Below are 16,037 nucleotides of genomic sequence, written 5' to 3' on the forward strand. Positions count from 1 at the left end.
CTAACGAATCACATCTACGCCCATTACCAAATCGCCAATGCTAGTTTCTGATCTGGAAACGCGATCGCGCAATCTAGCCATCAGGTCTAGCGCCCCTTCCACTGCCAAATCGACTACAGCATCACGGGGACGATAGCCTGTGACTTCATTACCACGTTCTTTCAATAATTCTAGAAATTCATCACAGAATAGTTCTAACTGGGCGATATCAGGAATAGCAATCGCATAGCCCACAAAATCGCGCTTTCCTTCGTTATTGATGACGGCTGGTACATAAACAGCAGCAGCAAACACCCAAAAATGCAGAAGAAATTGATACCTTGCGCGATCCTTAAAAGGCACATTTTCAGGATTGCTGGCTTGTGCTCCAATGTAATAGGTACTGGGCAGATCGACTCTAAATCCAGCAGGTTGTAACAGCTCTTTCCATACCTTATCGGCATCATCAGTATAGTTACCATTCGCTCTTGACTCGTAGGGCGATCGCGTAGCTGGGACACCACGCAAAATGCTCCAAAGCAGATCTCGCCACAGTTTAATCCATCGACCGCGATCGCCATCAGGATCGATATCAGCAATAAATGCACCCTTAGGAACGACGACCTGATAGATATAAACTTTTTTCTTGATGGGCTTACCTTTTTTATCTATCTCATCTTTTTCCTCTTCGCGTAAGTAAGGAATAACTTCTTTAGTACGAGCATTTTTGAGAACCTGAGTTCGCTCTTGTTCTTCCCAGCTAGCATCATAAACCTGATTGAATAATGCTTGCAAACCTAACTGATTAACTCGTAGGGTGACTGAGCGATCGCTTAAATTCTCGATCTCGCAAATAGCAGAACCATCTTGTTTCCATGCATCAAAACGATGCAACCATCGAACCATCAAAACCAGTCCAGCCAAACCAGATCGATGCTGTGAAGATGGCAACTCAGCTAACGTATAGTCCAGTGTCAATACATCATTCTCTAATAGAAGAGATGTCTGTTTAGAACTTTTCTTAACCAAGATTAATCTCCTCTATTTTTTTTGTTGAAAATCCCGATCTCTCATCATAGTTACCTTCCCACTGAGCCACACCTAAATATTTTGGCAACCAACTCGGCTTATCATCAGATGAATTTATTCCCTTGCGCGGGACATTAATAATAAATCCGTCGTATGGTTTCTTAGGTCTAGATTCCGCAAGTGTCTTAACTTTTTCTAGGTCGCGATCTAGCACGCAAGGAACGGCATACTCATCGGTATCACGAAAACTGCCCATTGTAGCAAAATAACCACTCGTAAAAAATGATGGTAGTCCATCTGCCTTTCTCTCCTCATTGGCAAACTTTTCTAAAGCAACTGCTAAACGCTTTTGGCTGATGTCACCGATGCCTAGCTCGTCAAGAAATCTTTTGGCGATTTCAAGCTCTTTATGCTCGTAGGGTAAATCCTTCGGTGGCTTGTAAATATGCAGCGTAGCCCGAAAATTATCGCCTCTAGCCAGATGACGGTTAGCTCGTCCAAAACGCTGAACCAGCGAAGAAATTGGGGCAAATTCGGTAATCAAAACATCGGCATCTAAATCGAGAGACATTTCACAAACTTGAGTCGTTACCGCAATCGCGGGTTTGCGATCTCGACCTTTTTGAAAAGCAAAAGTCTTAACAGTATCGGCATGAACTTTCTGGCGATCCATCAATCTAAAACGACTGTGATAAGTCAACACGTCCACATTAAGTTTATTCGCAAGCCTCTTAGAAATTTCCAAACAACGATCAACCGTATTCACAACCCATAAAACTCTTTCACCTTGTCTATAAGCAGCTACAGCTTTTGCAAAGGCTTCATCAAAACCCTCCACAGGTTGGATTTGATAGCGTGGATGATTTTCTTTGATTTGGAGGTCTTTGAGGCTTTGGTAATCGCTTTCAGTCGGGTAAACCTGTAACCCCAAATCCACAAGCTGTTTGCGCCTTGATGGGGGCAAAGTCGCAGTCATACAAAGCACTGGGATATGAAAATATTTCAGGAAGGCAATCAAGCTATCAAACATCTTCAAATCGAAACTATGAATCTCATCGATGATTACGACGCTATCAGCTAAAGCAGGTAAGAGGCAGATGCCACCATAGCTATGTTCCATAAAGCCCAAAAATTGATCGACCGTCGCACTAAAATATCGCCGCGACCAAAAGCCCAGAGAGAATAAGTGATCGTCAGTTGTAAAATCTTTTTCTTGCATCGAATCTGGCGGATTATCTGCCATTGCCTCCAGTTCATAGCGTGCTGTTCCTGTTACCAATGCTGCATCAGCTTCAGGTGCCCAACTCACATAATCTTTAAAACCCTCTGTAGCTGTACCGCGTGTAGGATAAAGAAAAATAACTTTCCCAACCTTGTAATGTTTAACCTGCTCCTCAGCCCATTTCCAAGCTGCCAGAGTTTTACCTGCACCACAAGCCGCCAAAAGCAAAACCCGCGATCCCTGCTGCGCCGCTAGTTTTTGAAAGTTATGCAATTCAAAAGGTGTTTTAGTGATGGCAAAGATTTGGGCTGCACGTTTGTCCAAAATGTTTTCAGTAATGTCTACGCTAGCGATCGCATCGCCATGCACAACATCTTCAATCCACTCATCAATATTTTTATCCTCTCTCACTAGCCCTGAAGCCGCTGCATCAGAAATAATCAGCCCTGCTTTAACTGCTAAAAGAAGACTTCTTCTTTCTTCAGTAATGTCACGCATCAGTTTCTTTGCAGTATCGATTCCCTCCTTCCATGCTTTGCCCCACATCGCATCTTGAGAGAATGTAGAAAGATTTAGTTCAGGTGGCACATCAAGAACTGCAATATTAGCGATTTCCAGCAAGATACTTTTAACTTCATCATGGAGTAAATAAAGCTGAACAGCTTTGCCACGAGTTCCTTTACGCGGACTTGCCCATTGGCGATCGCCTTTCTCAGAAGCTTTCAAATGATGAGATAAAACGGCTGCTGTAATGACTTCAACATCTAAAGGTGTTCTATTTAGCCAAGAGCGCACCTGAGACAGATGCAGTATCAAAGCGCTGATATGTTCGTGCCGAAAAGTCTGATCGCATTTTCCTGTAACCGCTTGATAAAATTCTTCATTCGCCTTGCCAATGTCATGAAACAATGCCGCAACGCGCAAATTCAAAAGAAATTTCTGTTGTTCCTCCTCGGTTATCAACTTGAAGAAACGACACCAATTCTTTCCCCAACGTCCATCTAAGCGAAAAATTTGGCGAGCAGATTTTTCGGTGTCTGACAGATGCTCTTGCAAGGTGACTGGTGAACGATCTTTAAGTCTACTTTTTGCTAATAGTTGCTTTGGTAAGATTGTCATTCTTTAAAGCTCCTTCATTGGTACAAATACGCCACACCCCATGCGGTGCTTACCACCCAATCCAGAAATCTGTAACTTGATCGAGTCCTCTTCACTCAAACCAGATACCTCCAACCCAAAACCCACCACTGAATAAGTTTTGATTTTGATAGTTTTTCGAGTAGGATTACCCTCCATATCCAAAGGGACGATCGCATCCCCTACAACGCCCAAAGCAGCTAATTGCCCCCTTGCTGCTTCTAAAAAACTCTCAGTCTCCTGATGGTTTTTAATCGTTACAATCCGAGCACGTAATCTCGACCCAGGACGTAACATAAAAATCTGCGGAATTGCCAACCGAATTGAGTGTGACCCAATACTGAGCTGTTTTCCTGCAAGGTGATAGACCATGGGCATACAGTCATAGGGCAAGCGAATGCGTAAGTGCGATCGCTCCGTCAAAACAATCTTGCCTTTTCTATCAGGAATTCCTGCGATCGTTAGAATGCTCAAACCTTCTTGTTCGTGGACTTGAGGACAAAGATGGGCGATCGCACTGTACAACCCATACCCATGATCCGCTGGTAGCGTTTCGCCAATCACCCCAAAACTCAGCTCCACATAGGGCAAATTCAAAAGCTCTTGTGTATTTGGCTTGTGTTCAATCAGAACCATGACTTGCTCCTTCATAAAGAACCTTCATTTGCGTAACCTCCTCCCGCACCAACTCCACTAATTCTGGTGGCTCCAGCGCGATCGCCCCCTTCCCATAAAACAAAACCCAACGCTTCAGCTCATTCAACCCCCGCACCGTCATCCGTAAAACCAACGCACCATCTACCTCCTCCTCGATCGACTGCGTCGGATGCCAGCGCCGCTCTCGGATATAGGGAGCCGTCTGCGCGTCAAACCAAATCGCCACCTCATGAGCCTGCTCCCCCACCTCATGTTGAAACACATCCTCAAAATGTTTTTGCCGATCAAACATCGGGTCAACCTCAAACCGCTCCTTCAGTAGTTGGATCGATCGCACCCGATCCACCCGAAACCACAAAATGGCTTGCCGCCGATGACAAAAGCCCGTCACATAAGGGTTATTGCGCGTAAAGTGTAGCAAATAGGGGTCGAGCTTGCGTTCCGTCTCCTCATTGCGCCCCGCCGTGTAATAGCGCATCAACACCCGTTGCCTCAGTTGACAAGCCGTTTCCAACACCTGCCATACCTCAGGATCCAGATCTAGCTGCGCTCCCACTCGAAACAACACATTTTCATTTGCCAACTGCTGTAAATCCACCCAGCTTTGCTCAGGCAAGCGTTCGGCTAGACGGGCGATCGCCCCCCGCAACTCCTCCGCATAGGCAGACCCCGCATAGCTCTCCAACATACGCGCCCCCAACGTCAGTGCAAACAGCTCACCTTGGCTCAGCGTAATGCTTGGCAACCGCCAGTCTGGGTCAGTATAGTGATACCCTTTAGCTTTTTTGTAGAGCAGAGGTGCACCCAAGCGATCGCGCAGAAATGCCAAATCATTTCGCACTGTGCGATCGCTTCTCTCCACAGCTTTAGCCAAGCTCTCCACCGTATAGCGGTAGTTTGAGCGAATGAGAGTATCCAGTTGGAGTAGTCTTTCTAGATGCCGCGACATGTAATTTTCCTTTAATCTCTACAAGACTAATCACTCAACCCTGCAAAAAAGCTGCCGAGTTGAAAGAATTGAAGAGAAAATTTGAAATTTTAAAGTTGGTGGGTCACTACATCAACGGTTCTGTTTTAGATGCTTCAAGTAGCGATTCCTAAATGGATGTATGGATTCTCGCCCTTCTCTAAGGGCAAAATAACCGTGTAATTACTGAATTTTTGAAAATAAATTCAAGGAAACCTCCAAGAGGTTGCACACTATTTATGCAAGCAAATCCGTCCCACTCAACTCAAGCATCGCCACAGCAATCGAGGGCGATCGCGCAATGTGCTGTCGCTGAACTTTAGCCGCGATGTTGAGGGGGCGATCGCCTACACACCTATTTGAGCGGGAGCAAACTCCTGCTGGGCCGTGGTACTGGCAATCATAGGCTTGGGAGACTTTGTCGCAGTCTCCACCGTCCGGTCTAAAGCTGAGGTCAAGCGCTCGTTACCATGTAGGAGCATCTGTCTGCCGAACATCCAATTCGACACCGTTAACCAACTTATGGCAAACCCTTTAAACCGCACGCTGAACGGACCTCCAGAAACTCCATTCTGGCTCCGTCAACTCTGGGGGCTGCGGTTCATCTTTCGCCCGCTTGAGACGCTGGAAGCCCGCACTCAAGCCTATGGCGACAATTATCGAATCACTTCGCGTACTTCCAAATCTGCCTTAGTCTATTTCAGCAGTCCAGAAGCCCTTGAAGCCATTTTCACGGCAAAACCGGAACAACTGAGTGCGGGTCAGGGGAATCAAATTCTCAAATTCCTCTTGGGCGAGCATGGCATTGTCCTGCTCGAAGGCGAAGCCCATCAGCGGCAGCGGCAGCTTTTGATGCCTCCTTTTCACGGCGATCGGATGCGCTCTTATGCCCAAATCATTTTGGATATCTGCGATCGGGAAATAGGGCAGATTGCGCTCGGTACTACGTTTGCAGTGCGTCCGGTCATGCAGTCAATTTCCTTACAGGTCATACTCAAGGCAGTATTTGGCGTCAATAGCGGACAACGCTACGATCGGTTGCAGCAGGCGCTCAGTCAGATGGTAGAAGGCTTCGGTTCGCCCTTCGGTGCGATGTTGCTGTTCTATCCGTTCTTGCAGAAGGACTGGGGAGCTTGGAGTCCCTGGGGGCGGTTTCTTCGGCTGCGGCAGCAGGTTGACGAATTGCTCTATGCCGAGATTGACCAACGCCGCAGTCAACCCGATGCCAGCAGAACCGATATTTTGGCTTTGCTGATGTCGGCTTGCGACCCGGAAGGACAACCGCTGAGTAATGTCGAATTGCGCGATGAATTGATCACCCTGCTATTTGCCGGGCACGAAACGACAGCGTCCGCATTATCCTGGGCACTGTATTGGATTGCCTATTTGCCAGACGTGCGCGCGAAACTGCTGGCAGAACTAGACACATTGAAACCCAGTGTCGAACTCGATCCAGCGACGATCGCCCGGCTTCCTTACCTCAGCGCCGTTTGCCAGGAAACTCTACGCCTTTATCCGATCGCAATTAACGCTTTCCCGCGTGTGGTGAAGCAGTCGATGGTGGTAGCGGGCTATGCTCTGGAACCAGGAACGGTAATTATGCCCTCGATTTATCTGGCGCACCACCGCGAAGAAACCTACCCCGAACCGAAGCAATTTAGACCGGAGCGGTTTTTAGAGCGACAGTTTTCGCCCTATGAATATTTGCCCTTTGGTGGGGGCGATCGGCGATGCATTGGTTCTGCTTTTGCGTTGTTTGAGATGAAATTGGTTTTATTTCAGCTATTGTCAAACCGCGATTTGGCTCTAGTCAATGCCAGGCCAATCCGACCGATTCGTCGTGGCCTGACCGTGGCACCGTCGAATCAACTCAGGATGCAAGTTACTGGCATTCGGTGTGAAAAGGGTGCTGAAAGTTAAGTTCTTTGTTATGTATTTATGTAACTTGAGCTACTTCTTAAAGTCATTGCCGCTGCCTACAATACGGCGACCGAGGCTTTAAAGTAGTTGTAAAAAATTGGGAGGAGATCGCACCACAATGACGCAGCAAGATAATATTGGCACCTCACAGTCATTGGAATTACCTGAAGCTCAGGCGCTTCCATCGCTATCGACATCAAGCTCGGAACTAATTTACAAACTTTATGACCGACCACCTGTACTTGAGTCGATTTTTGTGGCGGTACAGCACGTTCTCGCTGCGTTTGTTGGTATTGTGACTCCTCCACTCATTATCAGCACTAGTTTAGGGCTGGATCCAACCAATACCAGTTTTATCATCAGCATGTCACTGCTGGCTTCCGGCATTTGCACTTTTATTCAGTGCAAAACTTTTGGTCCCGTCGGTTCCGGCTTACTCAGTTTACAGGGGACTAGCTTTGCGTTTCTGGGTGCTATTGTGGGCGTCGCGGGGACGGCCATTCAATCTGGAAGGACACCGGAACAGGCACTGGCGTTGATCTTTGGTGTTTGCTTCTTTGGTGCCTTTGCCAATGTCATCTTGAGTCGCTTTTTACATTTGCTGAGCAAAATTGTGACGCCGATCGTGTCTGGAACCCTGGTGATGCTGATTGGGTTGAGTCTGCTCAAAACTGGCATTACCAGTATGGGCGGGGGGACGGCTGCCCTAAAGAACAATACCTTTGCCAGTCCTCAAAATATGCTGCTGGGTTTTGGTGTATTTCTCATCGTGATTGTGTTGACCCTGGCTAAGAATCAATACATTCGCATGGGGGCGATCGCGATTGGTCTGCTGGCTGGCTACATTGTCTCTGCCTTCATGGGCATGGTGGATTTTAGTATATTCAGCAAGTTGCCATTGGTCAGTCTGCCGATACCATTTCGCTACGGCATGAGTTTTGATTTCAGTGCCTTGATTCCATTCTTGATTCTGTACCCATTGACCGCGATCGAATCGGTGGGCGACATGACCGCCACTTCCGCCGTTTCCAAAGAGCCGATTTCAGGTCCGGTTTACGTTCGTCGCATCAAAGCCGGAGTGTTGGCTGATGGTTTGAATTCTTCCTTAGCTGCGCTGCTCAATACCTTTCCCATCACAACTTTTAGCCAAAATACCGGTGTCATTCAGATGACGGGTGTTGGCAGTCGTTATGTTGGCTTCTTCGTGGCTGGTATTCTCGCCCTGCTAGGACTGCTGCCCATCGTCAGTGGAGCCTTCCAATCGATTCCGCAGCCCGTTCTGGGTGGAGCCACGACGGTGATGTTTGGGGCGATCGCCGTAGCAGGAGTCAAAATAGTGGCCTCTGAGAATTTGGATCGTCGCGCCACCATCATCATTGCCGTTTCGTTAGCACTGGGGCTAGGAGTGGTGTTTGTACCGGAGTTGTTTAACAATCAACCTGCTTTGATTAAAAATATGTTTGCCTCTGCAACCTCGACGGGTGGTCTGACGGCTATCCTGCTTAGTTGGTTGCTGCCCCAAACTCCCACATCGAATGAGCCAGTAGTGTCAGACGATGGGGAATTGGTAGATATTTGAATGGTGACGATAGAAAGCCGAACAATTCTATTAACCAATCATCCCATTGGTAGACCGATATTGTAGGGAATACAGAGACCTATTGCAGAGCGAAGGCCGCAGAGCCAGGGCATTCGTTGGGCTAAAGTGAGGCGATCGCTCTTTCCCTGTCCGGCTATGGCGCAAAGGCGAAAGGACAACAGTGCGTGCGTACCCGCCAAGTAGAATAGGAATATGACTCATCCCTCTAAGATCGTTGTTTGGTTTCGGCGGGATCTACGTCTTAGCGATAATCCTGCTTTGGCCCAAGCTGTCGCTGAGAAAGCTGAAATTGTCCCCCTCTTTATCTTCGATCCCTACTTGCTACATCATCCAGAAACTGGCTCTGGAAGAGTACAGTTTTTGCTGGGTTGCTTAGATAGCCTGCAAAAGAATTTAGAATATTTAGGCTCCACCCTTGTTCGGCGATATGGGGAACAACCTCAAGTCTTAGTTCAGGTCGCAACCGAACTGGGTGCTGATGCAGTGTACTGGAATGAAGACAGTGAGAGGGAATGGCGCACAAAAACTGACTGTTGTGCGATTGAGACATTGAAAGAAGCCGGCATTAAGGTTCGATGCTTTCAATCCGAGGCAGTGTTACCGGCGGGCGGGAAAGAATCCTACGACCTCAAATTTTTTACGCCTCAGTGGTATAAGTTTTTACAAGGACCTATTGCCTTGAGGCCCACCCACCTCCCATTCCTGCAATTAAGCGAAAGCACTAGCTCGCTAAAATCATTGCAGGATTTAGACTTGCCCATGACTGCTCAAACCGTACCCGTTGCAGGAGAGCGAGAAGCGCATCGGTTATTGCACGAGTTTCTGGATCGTAAGGTATCTCGATACCTCAAAAGCCTGAGTGTGGCTACACAAGCGAGTCAGTACACCAGTCGATTGGGTGCCCATATCAAATTCGGAACGATTTCTGTTCGCACTATCTACAGACAAGTTTTGCTGAAGCGACAGTCCGCAACCGCTTGGGAGAAAAAAAATCTGGACGGTTTTATCAGTCGGTTATTCTGGCGAGATCATTTTGCACAGAAACTGCGAAATTTACCGCGCTGCGAAACCGAGTCATACCTTGAGGCGTTCGATTCAGTGCCTTGGAGTCAAAACGATCGGCACTATCGAGCTTGGTGCGAGGGAAAAACAGGGTACCCCCTCGTCGATGCTGCAATGCGCTGCCTGAATGCAACCGGATGGCTGCCGTTTCGGCTGCGAGCATTGTGTGCCACTTTTTTCTGTATTGACTTGTTCTTGCCCTGGCAGTGGGGAGCCAAACATTACATGCAGCAGCTCATCGATGGAGATGTTGCCATTGACCATTGGCAGTGGCAAAGTCATGCAGGGGTAAGCAATAGGGGTCGTTCCTGGTTTAGAGTTTACAATCCCGTCAAGAGTATTGATAAGATCGATCCTGATGGCAACTTTATCCATCAGTGGGTTCCTGAATTAGCCAACACATCTGTCGAGGCATTGAGTCTGACTGGTCGTATGAATTTAGATTACTATTCTCCTATTGTTAACCATCAGGAAGCTCGTCGTCGAGCGTTAGCACTTCTAGAGCCAATTAAACGTAAATATCAGCAGCTTTAGCTGTGTTTTGTGTAGACTCAGGGTGCTAAGCGATCGCCCTTCTCCAACCCTAGCCACAGCAAAACCAAGAGGGTACCGGAGTCACTGCCATTTCCGGCGAATCTACTGCCATGCGAACTCTTGAAGCGCTAGCATCGCCCATCCAGGCAAGAGCGATCGCCCTTCTTCAGCCGCCCTGCGATCGCCCCTGCACCCGCTTGCACCCGCAGCAAGAGGATCCCATCAAGAGCCAAATCTTTCCTCGCAATACAGAGTTGCATTTGTCTAGTTGGATTGGGCTTGGCAGGGCGATCGCTCCGTAAACCATTACGCGGCAGAGTCATACCGCGTTTCTCTATTGTGTCGGCCAATCCTGCCTAGCTCCGTAATGAGCCGACACCTTGACTGCGGGCGAAGAAGTTTCGTATAACTAAATACAAGCAAGACAAAGTATTGTTACGATATCGCATTTCTTTTTTTACATTCTGTATATTTTGATACTGTTTGCAGTAGGATGGAGTTTGAACTCTAGAGTTATAGATGTAAGTAATTCTAGGCGTAAATCATTTTTGGATTTCTGTTAACTATCAAAAAGGACGAAAAATGAAAGTAGATCTCGAGTACTGGCAAGAAGATTCTGAAACCATTACCGTTGAGCCAAAGAATTTTGAGGCAAACTCGATAATGATGAATCAATTTCCTGTTTGTAGAAAAACCAAACTATATACTTCTTATGTATCTTTTGGTTCTCTACGTTGGATCTTCCCCTGTGATTCTTCGGTATTACATGAATTCTTGAAAAATACTGAGTTAAACTCACAAAAGATTAGTCAAGAGCTTAGTCTCAGCGCTAGTTATTGATCGTGAGTTCGATTCCATAACTGCCGATCTATTTTTAGACATGAATTTATTCTTTTGATTAAGATGATGATTCATGATAAAAATTACAGTAAAATAGGAAAATCCTCTGAAATAATTTTTATAATTTATTTCAGAGGATTTCTAATAGGAATGATGAGACGTTTTGTGCGATCGCCTTCTTCAAGCTGCAGCTCGGGCAAAACCCAGTAAGGTGCTGGAATCACAGTCATTTCTAGCAAAACTACCGCAGAGCGATCGCCACCCCTCATAAAATCACATATATCCTGCATCGGAGGACGCCGATGTAGATGACGTTAGCCAAATCTGGTCTTTGACAGCAAAGACTATCGAAGCAATATATTAGCGTTACTCATGGGTGTGAGATCGTCTGACAAAAGCGGTAAGGACGATCGGCTACAGAGTTAGATGTATTGCTGGTAGCAGTTTTCCACTACAGCAAGCCTAAAAAGAAGGAGTGCTATGGCAGAAGATAAGAGTATCCAAGAACGAGACTGCATTTTGGGTGTTAGTAAAGTGCAAGGTGCGTCTAGGTAAAAAGGTTACGCTCTGTTTTTTTGCCAACCCGCATAAAAATAGGCCATTGAACTGTTCGCCGAAGGCTGTCCTGCGCGTTCCAATGGGTTGAAATCTGCTCAAAGACTTGTTGAATATAGCCTATCCCTTCAGATACTATGAATCGCTGGGTTGCAGACCAAGTTTGTAAATACCCCGTCAATTCACTAGCATCCCACTCAACGGTCATGAAGAACGCTGGCGCATTGAGCTCAGCGAAAGGAAAAGAAAGCGTTGCATAGCGATCCTCAACCAGTTGCCGTTCGGGAGGCCAATAAGTCTCGACGCGCTGGTAGAAATCTTGCAGGACCTGCTCTAGTTGTGGTGAAGCAGTCGGAATATCAAACCGTCCGTAGCACCAGAGCGCTAGAATGCCGTCTGGCTTTAGCACCCGTTTTGCTTCCTTGTAAAAGCGATCGGCATCAAACCAATGAAAAGCTTGAGCGACTGTAATCAAATCCACTGAAGCCGAAGGCAGAGATGTAGATTCTGAAGAGGAAATAAAGTATTCAATGCGTTCATGCCCCATAGCCTGCTCAATTTGCTGTGGGCTGGCATCTGAGGCATAAACTCGGTCAAAAAAATCGACCAGACTCAAGGCAACTTGTCCGTTGCCTGTACCGCAGTCCCAAGCGGCATGATGATTCTTTGCCAGACTGCTTAAGAACTCAAGAAGCAGGCTTGGGTAAGAGGGACGGTAACGCGCATAATCGCTAGCATGATTCGAGAAGTGGTCTTTGAAACGCATACTAAAACAGCTCGCTTCTCTCAAAGTTTAATCGATGCAGTCTCTGGTTCAGTTTGTTGGCCTCCCATCTAGAGCGTTTTGGCTGATGCAGGCGATTGGCAATTATAAAAAGATATCGGAGCGAGTCAGACGATGAACTCGCAGCGCAAAATCATTCACGTCGATATGGATGCCTTCTACGCCTCTGTAGAACAACGCGATAATCCCAAATATCGAGGAAAGCCTTTGGTCGTAGGCGGCAGTCCCGATAAGCGAGGGGCAGTCGCTGCTGCCAGCTACGAAGCCCGTAAGTTCGGCATTCATTCTGCCATGCCATCGCGCGCTGCAGTTCAACGCTGCCCGCACCTCATCTTTGCCCCGCCACGGTTTGAGGTCTATCGAGAAATATCAGAGCAGATCCGGTCGATCTTCTTGAACTACACCGACCTGGTTGAACCGCTAGCCCTAGATGAAGCCTACTTGGACGTGACTGAGAACAAAAAGGAGAACCCTTCAGCCACGGCGATCGCCCGCGAAATCAAGCAAACCATTCTGCAAAAGACGCAGCTCACATCATCGGCAGGCGTGTCGTTCAACAAGTTCCTGGCAAAGATTGCATCCGGGATGAATAAGCCCGATGGCCTGACAGTCATTCAGCCCGACGAAGCAGAGGCATTCATCGAGGCATTGCCGATTGAGGCGTTCTACGGCGTGGGTCGTGCCACAGCAGCCAAGATGCAGGAGTTAGGCATCCGCACCGGGGTCGATCTGAAGCAGCGCAGCGAACGCGAACTGATGCATCACTTTGGCAAAGTCGGATTGTTCTACTACCAAATTGCCAGAGGGATTGACGATCGCCCGGTCAATCCGAATCGAATTCGTAAGTCCATCGGTGCGGAAACGAGCTTTGACCCGGACCTTCAGGGCCGAGCGTTAATTGAGGAAAAATTGGAGGCAATCGCCCAGGAAGTGCAGGAGCGTCTAAAGCGCAACGGAGCTAGAGGACGAACGGTCACGCTGAAAGTGAAGTTTGCAGACTACCGCCAAATCACGCGCAGCCGGACAATGCTCGAATACGTGTCGAACGAGAGTCAGATATTGGGGAGAGCAAAAGAATTACTGAGGGGTGTTGAAGTGGAAGCACAAAAAGTCAGGTTGCTAGGGATAACCCTGTCAAACCTAGACACCGAGACGGATGAGCCGATTTACAGGCAGATGGAGCTAGAATTGCAGTTGGCACTGTCGCCGACAACGTTGGAGGAAGGTGTTGATTGGAGCTGAAGATAACTCCCTCAGTTGAAAGCTCAACAATACTTCAGGGGGTCACAACCTTGCGCTGACGTTGAAGCATCGTTCCGAGCAATTCCACGAGAACCGCGAATCCATTTTTGAGGAGGAGGAACAACCCTGTAAAGATGCAACTGGTAAAGAGCAGCCCTACGGTCTCTAACCCTTTAGACTTAAAGCCGACCACCTGCCGAGGCATGAGCGACATGACGCTCAAGATCAGGGTGTTTGCAATCAACGCACCCATCAATACATAGCCGATCCCCATCGCAACCCAAGACCCCTTCAAGACAAAGGGATGAATGAATAACAAACAGGCGATGACCCAACCTAAACTAAACGGCGACAGCCATCGACAGAGGGATAGGTCTTTTGTGGAACTCTGAAGCATGTAGACGCTGGCGACGACGACAGCAATCCAAGTGGGGCTATCGGCTTCAAACATGGTTGTCTTACTCCTCAGCACTGTCGATAGCCTACCTGTCTATCCATACACGTCAAGCCTATTCAATTAATATTTACAATTTTTAATCTTGAATACAAGAGCAATGATTGTAGACGAAAGCGCTAAACCTAAATCTTCTATATGTAAATATTTGTATACTTTTGATGTCGTAACATTACAGAGGTTTTCTCCGTAGTTGGGATGTAAATTCTTGTTCGCTGAATCATAAACTATTAGATTTCTAGATTTTTATGTTGATTGAGATTGATTCGAGGGAATACTAACGATGAGGAGTCTAACTTTTCTAGAATTCATATCCACTCTGCCTCTATCCGATCGGCAATTAAATGCACTGCAATAAGCCGCGTATCAGCTATCAGTACCTATATATTAGTATGCTCTATGCTGAATCTCTTTAATCTTCCATTCAATAGCTTGTCTGCTAAGGCTCCAACAAAACTGCAGTCTACAGTATCAGCATGGCCCACATTGTTGGCTGCAACTACAGTTGCGATCGCGAGTACTACTGCGATTTATCAACTGAACGAGGTAGCTGAGCGCAATAGCCAGACAAGAATTCTCTTGACCCAAGTAAAAGAACAAGTGAGCAGACTTAATGCTTTGGAATGGGAAGGAATTTCCAAAGGTAAAATTGATGAGAATTTAACTGAGGAACTTACCGAACATCAGCAAAGAACTGATAAGATTCTGGATGAGCTTCGACAAATCGATCGACTTGAGCAACAAAATGACCTAGAGAAAATTTTTAGTTTCTATACACGCTACCAAGCTGCAATCGACGATATACTTACATTGGTCAAACAAAGTAAAATCAAAGAAGCGATAGAATTTGATGCAGATGGTATTGATAAAATTTATGATGCGCTATATGCTGAAGTCGCAACTTTAGAAGAAAGCTACATACAACAACAAAAACAAACCAGGAGATTTGCAGATATTGGAACTGCTATTTCTTTAATATTAAGTGCTGCTGTCATTAGTGTTTTGTCCCATCAGTATAGCAAAAAACTATGGAATAAAAATCAAGATCTAGAGGCTACTCTTAAAGAGCTTCAACAAACACAGAATCAATTAGTTCAACAAGAAAAAATGGCCGCTCTTGGGCAACTCACTTCTGGAGTAGCTCATGAAATCAATAATCCCCTAGGTATTATTAAAGCATCAGCAAGCAACACTAACCAAGCACTGCAAGAAGCTCTTTCTGAACTTCCTTACCTATATCAACATTTGAATTCTGAGGAGCGAGAGAGTTTTTTTGAACTTATTGCTCGAGTGCAGAAAGATCGACCTTTCGTTACCTCTCAACAAAACCGCAAGCTGAAGCGCGAACTTACTGCGCAGCTTAAAGAGCATGACATAAAAAATGCTAGAGACATAGCCGATCTCATGATGGATATAGGTATTTGTAGAGATCTGGAGTTTTTATTGCCTCTCTTAAAGGGTGATTATGGTGAATGGGCTGTTCAGCTTGCATACAACCTGACTTCCTGCATCAACAACAATCAAATGATTTTAAATGCAGTCGATCGCTCATCTAAAATTGTTTTTGCGCTCAAAAGCTATTCTCATTTCGATCATAGTAGCAAAAAGCAGTTGATGAAGGTGACTGAAGGGCTAGAGACCACGATCGCACTCTATCAAAATCAACTTAAACGAAACATTAATTTGCTCCGAGATTATCAGGATGTACCCGACATTTTGGGATATCCCGATGAATTGATTCAGATTTGGACTAACTTAATTCACAATGCCATTCAAGCAATGCCATCAGGGGGAGAGCTAACCATTAAAACCTGTCAACGCGAACAGGGAATTGAGGTAAGCATCACGGATACTGGATCTGGTATTTCTTTAAAGATACAACAAAAAGTTTTTGATGCCTTTTTTACCACTAAACCTGCTGGGGAGGGAAGCGGTTTGGGGCTGTACATTAGCCAGAAAATTATTGAAAAACACCAGGGACACATACAAGTAGAGAGTCAACCCGGGCATACCCAATTCCGAGTTTGGTTGCCCATAAAGTCTGTTTAAAGAATT

General features: G+C 46.5%; 13 protein-coding genes. 6 read left to right on the forward strand and 7 right to left on the reverse strand.

Annotation, left to right across the window (positions count from 1 at the left end; translation table 11 throughout):
• The 5 genes from cmx8 to R6H26_RS20070 form a co-directional block, all read right to left on the reverse strand.
• Window positions 1-1,008, reverse strand: coding sequence for a type I-MYXAN CRISPR-associated protein Cmx8 (cmx8, locus tag R6H26_RS20050; RefSeq protein WP_404784959.1), 1,008 nt, complete (start codon window positions 1,006-1,008; stop codon window positions 1-3).
• Window positions 1,001-3,349 (reverse strand): CRISPR-associated helicase Cas3', encoded by a 2,349-nt coding sequence (gene cas3 / locus R6H26_RS20055; RefSeq protein WP_404784961.1) that lies wholly within the window; start codon window positions 3,347-3,349, stop codon window positions 1,001-1,003. The genes cmx8 and cas3 overlap by 8 nt, the downstream gene beginning before the upstream one ends.
• 3 nt (window positions 3,350-3,352) lie before the next feature.
• The gene (gene cas6 / locus R6H26_RS20060) at window positions 3,353-4,003 is read right to left on the reverse strand and encodes a type I-MYXAN CRISPR-associated protein Cas6/Cmx6 (protein ID WP_404784963.1); all 651 of its coding nucleotides are present in this window, start codon (window positions 4,001-4,003) and stop codon (window positions 3,353-3,355) included.
• Window positions 3,990-4,973 (reverse strand): helix-turn-helix transcriptional regulator, encoded by a 984-nt coding sequence (locus R6H26_RS20065; RefSeq protein WP_404784964.1) that lies wholly within the window; start codon window positions 4,971-4,973, stop codon window positions 3,990-3,992. The genes cas6 and R6H26_RS20065 overlap by 14 nt, the downstream gene beginning before the upstream one ends.
• 365 nt (window positions 4,974-5,338) lie before the next feature.
• A complete protein-coding gene (locus R6H26_RS20070; RefSeq protein WP_404784965.1) occupies window positions 5,339-5,473 on the reverse strand; it encodes a hypothetical protein in 135 nt (44 codons plus the stop codon).
• Between the two features lie 40 nt (window positions 5,474-5,513).
• On the opposite strand from R6H26_RS20070, the gene R6H26_RS20075 reads away from it, so the two are divergent.
• From R6H26_RS20075 to R6H26_RS20090, 4 genes are all read left to right on the forward strand, one after another.
• Window positions 5,514-6,911: a cytochrome P450 gene (locus tag R6H26_RS20075; protein ID WP_404784967.1), complete on the forward strand. Its 1,398-nt coding sequence runs from the start codon at window positions 5,514-5,516 to the stop codon at window positions 6,909-6,911.
• Window positions 6,912-7,029: 118 nt separating this feature from the next.
• Window positions 7,030-8,490: a uracil-xanthine permease family protein gene (locus tag R6H26_RS20080; RefSeq protein ID WP_404784969.1), complete on the forward strand. Its 1,461-nt coding sequence runs from the start codon at window positions 7,030-7,032 to the stop codon at window positions 8,488-8,490.
• 213 nt (window positions 8,491-8,703) lie between these two features.
• Entirely contained in the window at window positions 8,704-10,107 is a 1,404-nt protein-coding gene (locus R6H26_RS20085; protein ID WP_404784971.1) for a cryptochrome/photolyase family protein, read from the forward strand.
• A gap of 110 nt (window positions 10,108-10,217) precedes the next feature.
• Window positions 10,218-10,409, forward strand: a complete 192-nt coding sequence (locus R6H26_RS20090; RefSeq protein WP_404784973.1) for a hypothetical protein — start codon at window positions 10,218-10,220, stop codon at window positions 10,407-10,409.
• 1,085 nt (window positions 10,410-11,494) lie between these two features.
• Here R6H26_RS20090 and R6H26_RS20095 read toward each other — a convergent pair.
• The gene (locus tag R6H26_RS20095; RefSeq protein ID WP_404784974.1) at window positions 11,495-12,268 is read right to left on the reverse strand and encodes a class I SAM-dependent methyltransferase; all 774 of its coding nucleotides are present in this window, start codon (window positions 12,266-12,268) and stop codon (window positions 11,495-11,497) included.
• A gap of 132 nt (window positions 12,269-12,400) precedes the next feature.
• Between R6H26_RS20095 and dinB the strand changes: the two genes are divergently transcribed.
• On the forward strand, window positions 12,401-13,528 hold the full coding sequence (dinB, locus tag R6H26_RS20100; protein WP_404784976.1) for a DNA polymerase IV: 1,128 nt from the start codon (window positions 12,401-12,403) through the stop codon (window positions 13,526-13,528).
• Between the two features lie 34 nt (window positions 13,529-13,562).
• Here the strand turns inward: dinB and R6H26_RS20105 are convergent, their stop codons facing one another.
• Window positions 13,563-13,979 carry a hypothetical protein gene (locus R6H26_RS20105; protein WP_404784978.1) on the reverse strand — a complete coding sequence of 139 codons (417 nt, stop codon included), beginning with the start codon at window positions 13,977-13,979 and terminating at the stop codon, window positions 13,563-13,565.
• 402 nt (window positions 13,980-14,381) lie between these two features.
• Here R6H26_RS20105 and R6H26_RS20110 point away from each other — a divergent pair, with 402 nt between their 5' ends.
• Window positions 14,382-16,031 (forward strand): sensor histidine kinase, encoded by a 1,650-nt coding sequence (locus R6H26_RS20110; protein WP_404784980.1) that lies wholly within the window; start codon window positions 14,382-14,384, stop codon window positions 16,029-16,031.
• Window positions 16,032-16,037: the final 6 nt, after the last annotated feature.

The organism is Altericista sp. CCNU0014, assembly GCF_044923475.1.
GTDB lineage: Bacteria > Cyanobacteriota > Cyanobacteriia > Thermosynechococcales > Thermosynechococcaceae > JAAURS01.

What these genes read in the sequence shown, in the direction of transcription:
- cas3 (WP_404784961.1), bottom strand. Translation starts at nt 3,349, where the DNA reads ATGACAATCTTACCAAAGCAACTATTAGCAAAAAGTAGACTTAAAGAT.
- cas6 (WP_404784963.1), bottom strand. Translation starts at nt 4,003, where the DNA reads ATGGTTCTGATTGAACACAAGCCAAATACACAAGAGCTTTTGAATTTG.
- R6H26_RS20065 (WP_404784964.1), bottom strand. Translation starts at nt 4,973, where the DNA reads ATGTCGCGGCATCTAGAAAGACTACTCCAACTGGATACTCTCATTCGC.
- R6H26_RS20070 (WP_404784965.1), bottom strand. Translation starts at nt 5,473, where the DNA reads ATGCTCCTACATGGTAACGAGCGCTTGACCTCAGCTTTAGACCGGACG.
- R6H26_RS20075 (WP_404784967.1), top strand. Translation starts at nt 5,514, where the DNA reads ATGGCAAACCCTTTAAACCGCACGCTGAACGGACCTCCAGAAACTCCA.
- R6H26_RS20080 (WP_404784969.1), top strand. Translation starts at nt 7,030, where the DNA reads ATGACGCAGCAAGATAATATTGGCACCTCACAGTCATTGGAATTACCT.
- R6H26_RS20085 (WP_404784971.1), top strand. Translation starts at nt 8,704, where the DNA reads ATGACTCATCCCTCTAAGATCGTTGTTTGGTTTCGGCGGGATCTACGT.
- R6H26_RS20090 (WP_404784973.1), top strand. Translation starts at nt 10,218, where the DNA reads ATGCGAACTCTTGAAGCGCTAGCATCGCCCATCCAGGCAAGAGCGATC.
- R6H26_RS20095 (WP_404784974.1), bottom strand. Translation starts at nt 12,268, where the DNA reads ATGCGTTTCAAAGACCACTTCTCGAATCATGCTAGCGATTATGCGCGT.
- dinB (WP_404784976.1), top strand. Translation starts at nt 12,401, where the DNA reads ATGAACTCGCAGCGCAAAATCATTCACGTCGATATGGATGCCTTCTAC.
- R6H26_RS20105 (WP_404784978.1), bottom strand. Translation starts at nt 13,979, where the DNA reads ATGTTTGAAGCCGATAGCCCCACTTGGATTGCTGTCGTCGTCGCCAGC.
- R6H26_RS20110 (WP_404784980.1), top strand. Translation starts at nt 14,382, where the DNA reads ATGCTGAATCTCTTTAATCTTCCATTCAATAGCTTGTCTGCTAAGGCT.